This is a genomic window from Microcystis sp. M090S1 (genome assembly GCF_020246295.1).
GTDB classification, from domain to species: Bacteria; Cyanobacteriota; Cyanobacteriia; order Cyanobacteriales; family Microcystaceae; genus Microcystis; species Microcystis aeruginosa.
The window spans coordinates 1-4,939 of record NZ_JADBTF010000492.1 but is presented as its reverse complement, the minus strand read 5'-3'; the positions used below and the strand labels follow the sequence as shown (position 1 = coordinate 4,939).

At 39.5% G+C, this 4,939-nt stretch carries 5 protein-coding genes; 1 reads left to right on the top strand and 4 read right to left on the bottom strand.

Features of this window, described 5'->3' with window-relative positions:
• Positions 1-149: 149 nt before the first annotated feature.
• Complete coding sequence (locus IM477_RS21690) at positions 150-677, bottom strand: Pycsar system effector family protein (protein ID WP_287733420.1); 528 nt, start codon at positions 675-677, stop codon at positions 150-152.
• Positions 678-693: 16 nt separating this feature from the next.
• On the opposite strand from IM477_RS21690, the gene IM477_RS21685 reads away from it, so the two are divergent.
• Complete coding sequence (locus IM477_RS21685; protein ID WP_287733419.1) at positions 694-843, top strand: hypothetical protein; 150 nt, start codon at positions 694-696, stop codon at positions 841-843.
• A gap of 78 nt (positions 844-921) precedes the next feature.
• Here the strand turns inward: IM477_RS21685 and IM477_RS21680 are convergent, their stop codons facing one another.
• The 3 genes from IM477_RS21680 to IM477_RS21670 all read right to left on the bottom strand — a co-directional run bounded on the left by IM477_RS21680 (position 922) and on the right by IM477_RS21670 (position 4,694).
• Entirely contained in the window at positions 922-1,848 is a 927-nt protein-coding gene (locus tag IM477_RS21680) for a branched-chain amino acid transaminase (RefSeq protein WP_287733418.1), read from the bottom strand.
• 23 nt (positions 1,849-1,871) lie between these two features.
• Positions 1,872-3,632, bottom strand: a complete 1,761-nt coding sequence (locus tag IM477_RS21675) for a M61 family metallopeptidase (protein ID WP_287733417.1) — start codon at positions 3,630-3,632, stop codon at positions 1,872-1,874.
• A 294-nt stretch (positions 3,633-3,926) separates the two neighbouring features.
• Positions 3,927-4,694, bottom strand: a complete 768-nt coding sequence (locus tag IM477_RS21670; protein ID WP_287733416.1) for a hypothetical protein — start codon at positions 4,692-4,694, stop codon at positions 3,927-3,929.
• Positions 4,695-4,939: the final 245 nt, after the last annotated feature.

Genomic DNA, 4,939 nt, shown 5'->3' with positions numbered 1-4,939 from the left:
TCTTAATCCCTCCTACAGCATAGGTTATGGCCTTTTGTCAACAGGGAAGTCCAGATATATCAAGGAAAATCATAAATCGAGGTTAACCCTTTGTCCCGTAATGGTTTGAGCCTTTTTTGCTGACCGAAAACGCCTAAGTCCCATTAGGGTTAGATTCCCGCACAAAATTTACCCAAAACAGGAATAGAAATAAAAATCATCTCATCTAATAAAAACAAGATTACTGCTGTTACTATCGTCCTAATTGCCCAATTTAATCTAATTGCTTTTTGCTCTCTAATTTTAGAGATTATAACTAAAGTTTCTGTTTGTAAATATTGTATTAAAGCCGTTAGATAGTCTTCTTCCTCTGCTTGGTTCCATTCCTCAGCAAGCAATTGTTCTGGTAGGATAATTTCACCACCCACTACTGGGGATAGACCCCATAATCCTAAGCCAATAGTAATAATTGTGAATAAATAGGCCAAAAATTTCAAAAGATAGCAGGTAAGACAAGGATAAATAGACTGGTTACATTCAAGGGAAACTATATAAGCAGGTAAATCTTTGCCAAAATTAACCAAAACACCGCTAATAGTCAGAATCAAAGTAAGTTTTGTCTTTAGTTGATTAATACTATCCTTGACAACTTTGATAGAGTTTAAGGTATAATCATAGGTAAGCCGAATATTTGTCATACTTATTTGCTCTACTATGGAACATACAACCGATAATAATCAAAATCAGCAAGAAAGCGATAATCAAAGACAAAAAATAGCAAGAGATAATAAACCCATCCTGAAGATTGATCCTAATAAAACTATACCCTACATACAGGAAGGAGCCAAACCGAAAAATGAATAATTTCCGTTCATTTCAGGGTTCCTTGAGATGCGCCATCATTTGACGCATCTCAAGGAAAAATCAAGTAAATTTCTCTAACTATAAAGGAACTTGAGTAATCCAATCTTGATACTTTGGTTCCTGATTGAGAACGATAGAACTTAACTTTTCTTTTAACTGATAAGTAATCGGTTTAGCCGCGGGTAAAGAAAAAGTTTCAATCCTTTTAATCGGAGTAATTTTCGCCGCAGTGCCACTTAAAAACACCTCATCAGCGATAAATAACTCCGTCTTATCTACGGGTCTTTCAATAACCGGAATACCCAAATCCCGCGCGATAGTTAAAACACTATCTCTAGTAATACCCTCTAGGATATCTTGGTCAAAACTAGGAGTAATTAGCTGACCATTTCTGATGATAAAAATATTCATTCCCGTCGCTTCACAGACTTTACCCTGAGAATTCATTAAAATTGCCTCATCAAACCCCGATTCTACCGCTTCCGTTTTTGCTAAAGCAGAAGTGATATAAGCGGCGCTAATTTTACCTCGCAACGGGAAACTTCTATCCTCTTGACGATACCAAGAACTAATCCGACAGTTAACCCCATCGGCTGCTAAATAATCATCCATTTCTAGACCATAGACTAGAAAATCCTTCTCGATACCATGCAATCGCGGGGCAATTCCCAACCCCGAACTATAGACAAGGGGACGAATATAAAAAGGTCGATTACACTGATTCTTTTTAACAAAATCGATAATTATTTGATAGATTTTATCGGCAGGAATCTCGTAATTAAGAAACTTAGCACTTTGACTTAAACGCTGACAATGACGTTCCAATCTAAATAATAATATCTGTCCTGGATTGCTAGGGTCGGGAGTACCTCGTAAACCACCGAAAGCGGCAGTTCCGTAGTGTAGTGCGTGGGTAGCAACGGATAACTTTGCCTCAGTAAAAGGGATAAATTTATTCTCAAAATAGGCGAGAGTAAGGAAAGGAATTTCGGCGTTAATAGACATTTTTTTGTTGATTTAACCAAGAACTAAACGGGATTTACCCATGCGGAAAAATTTTGTTTCTGGCTATTAGAAGGATTTTCTACCCTGATAATTTCATAGCGAATCGTCTGCGGGGCAGCCAGTGGAACAGCAAGGGTTCGCAATTCATCGAGATGAAAGACTGTTATCTGAATAATATCACCTGCGCGGTAGTCTTTTAATCTTTCGTTTAACTGTTCCGCCGTCACCCGCAATCCATCGATGGCTAATAACTCATCATCAGCATTAATTCCCGCTTTTTGGCAAGGGGAACCCATCTCGACAAATTTAATCATTTCTTTACCCGCTTCACTCTGTACCCGCATTCCCAGATGAGGTATCGTCTCCCCATTGCCAACACCGCGCAGATAGAGTCCAAAAGGTTCAAGATATTCATTAAAGGGTAATTCTGCCAAACCGTCGATATAACGGCGGTAGAAGTCGCTTAAATCCACTCCTGCGGCAGATTCGAGAATTGCTTGCAATTCCCCATCGGTATAACCAATCTCCTCTTTACCGAAATGTTGCCACATCGAGCGTAAAACATCATCGAGGGAACGACGGTTATCGGTGTGGGTGCGAATTAGTAAATCGAGAAGCAGCGACAATAATTCCCCCTTGAGATAGTAGGAAATTTGACTATTATCGCTATTGCTATCCCGTCGGTAGAGTTTTATCCAGGCATCGAAACTCGATTCGCCTAGAGGTTGGACAAGACGACCGGGTATATTGAGATAACGGCTGATTTCTTTGCTTAAAAGCTCTAAAAAAGTCTTACTATCGTATATTCCCGCCCTTAGAGGGATTACTATATCGTAATAACTGGTGGTTCCTTCGGCAAACCAGAGGGAAGAAGTATAATTTTCTGCATCATAATCGAAGCTTTCTAAAGCTTTTGGGCGAATACGTTTGATATTCCAGAGATGAAAGAACTCATGAGCGACTAATTGCAGAAAACGATGATATTTATCCTTATCTCGCAATCCCAAACGCGCATAGTTAAGGGTACAGGAATTTTTATGTTCTAGTCCCCCGTAACCAGCCGCCGAAAGATGTAGCAAAAAGAGATAATTATCATAAGGGAGTCCACCGAACATAGCCGACTCGGTTTGAATAATTTTAGTCGTATCGGCGATAATTTGACTAGGATTGGCGTTTCCCCGTCCCCAGATAGCTAATTGATGGGGTTTTCCCTCGACGACAAAATCGTATAACTGATGAATCCCCACTTCCACGGGACTGTCCACTAGGGTATCAAAATCGGGAACCTGAAAGGTGTTTTTCTGTCCGGGTAAAGATTTTAAGGCAGTGGTAACGCGCCAATCGGCATGGGGAGGGATAATTGTCAGGGTGAGGGGATGTTTTTGATAATCGGGGATATAGAAAAATAAAGCAGCCCCGTTGAAGTAACCGTGAGTATCATCAAGATGGTTGGTTCTGACGGTTAAATCGTGGGCAAAAACGCGATATTTGACCGTTATTTCGGAACTGTCACCATTGTCAATCTGCCAGTGATTTTTAGCAACTTTGCGACTGTTGAGGTTAACAGCTTGAAAATCTTGGACTAAACGGGAGTATTCCCGCACTAGATAGGAACCGGGAGTCCAAACCGGCATTTTTAGGTTTAAAATCGGAGCTTGCCAACCGGTAATCTGTAGAGTAACTTCAAAGAGGTGTGAAGTCGGTTCCGGCATAGCCACTTGATAGCTGAGACTTAAACGGGTTGAGGAGACGGTAGTGGGGGAAATAAGACTGGTCATCGGCATTAAACAAGCTTTTTAGTTATTCTACTAAATCCAGTTATTAAAAACTGATTATTTATTCCCCCTTTTGCATGACTGCCTCTCCTGATATGTAGCCTATAGTCAACGGATTTAGTATTGCTTCCGATTCTATCACTCAATCCAAGCTTTTGGGGGGTTCTACGGGTCGAATCCCCCGCCGCTTGCGGCGTTTCGAGATACGGTGTCCGAAGGGCACTGTTGAGCGGAGCCGAACCGCAACGCGTGTGAGCGGAGCGAAGTGATACCCCGCTACTTGCGGTGGGAATGTTCATTTCACTAATCATCTACTGGCATATATAAGCGATATGAGCGATGAGAAATCACAATACTGATTTCTTGTTCTATCCATTTTTGACAGGCTCTTAAAATCATCGTTCTAGCTTCTTCAATAGGGAGAGGATCTTTCATTGGCTTTCCTTTTAGAAAACCGTGTCTAGAATCATCCCCAGCGTGTTCAGGATAAGGACTATTGGCAGTTCTTTTGAATCTGCCCCATTCATCTTTGGTATAAACACTAAATAAATACCTGTTTTGTTTGTCTGCTAAAATAAGCTCATAAATTCTATAAAGATCAACCCAATTAACGTTTGGACAATCTCGTCCTAAAAGTCTTATTATTTTAGCGAAATTAGAATTTTTTTCTGAAAAATTCTGAACTTTGGTATAATAAATATTTTTATTATTATAAAATCCTGCAAATTCATCTGTATAATCAGAAAAACAGTTATAAATAGGCGGACTTATATAAAATCTACGAGGAAGTAGATTTAATATATATAAAGTTCCGTGAAATTCATTTATTAATTCTTTGGCATCGTTGATTAAACCGATTTCATTGGGTGATTCATATTTATTCCACTCTAGAGAAGTCAAGAAGTATCGAGGCGGATCAAATTCCCTAATAACCTTAGCTTTCGTATTAAAGTCAGTTACTAAATCATCACATCCATTAAAATTATAAACTTGAAACAACCATTTATAAAAAACCATGAGAATTTCCCAAAAACCATATATTACAGGCTCTTCTAGGTTCTGTGTGAGCATCGTATGATAATAACACAGAACGGTTCTTCGGTTTTTGTTATGCAATGGACGGGGGTTATAAGGGATGGAACCCTTATATAGAAAGGCATTTGGCGATTTTTGTCAATTATTTTTTATCGAGAGCGAACTAATCAATTAAGTCTCTTGCCAGATAAGGATTTAGTCGATTTATGCCCCCCTATCTAACCATACTAAGTAACGAAGAACCCACAGAACGGGAGGTGGGTTATGTGGATAAATGACTC

Coding starts and splice junctions, on each gene's coding strand:
- IM477_RS21690 (WP_287733420.1), bottom strand. CDS start 677: ATGACAAATATTCGGCTTACCTATGATTATACCTTAAACTCTATCAAA.
- IM477_RS21670 (WP_287733416.1), bottom strand. CDS start 4,694: ATGCTCACACAGAACCTAGAAGAGCCTGTAATATATGGTTTTTGGGAA.
- IM477_RS21680 (WP_287733418.1), bottom strand. CDS start 1,848: ATGTCTATTAACGCCGAAATTCCTTTCCTTACTCTCGCCTATTTTGAG.
- IM477_RS21675 (WP_287733417.1), bottom strand. CDS start 3,632: ATGCCGATGACCAGTCTTATTTCCCCCACTACCGTCTCCTCAACCCGT.
- IM477_RS21685 (WP_287733419.1), top strand. CDS start 694: ATGGAACATACAACCGATAATAATCAAAATCAGCAAGAAAGCGATAAT.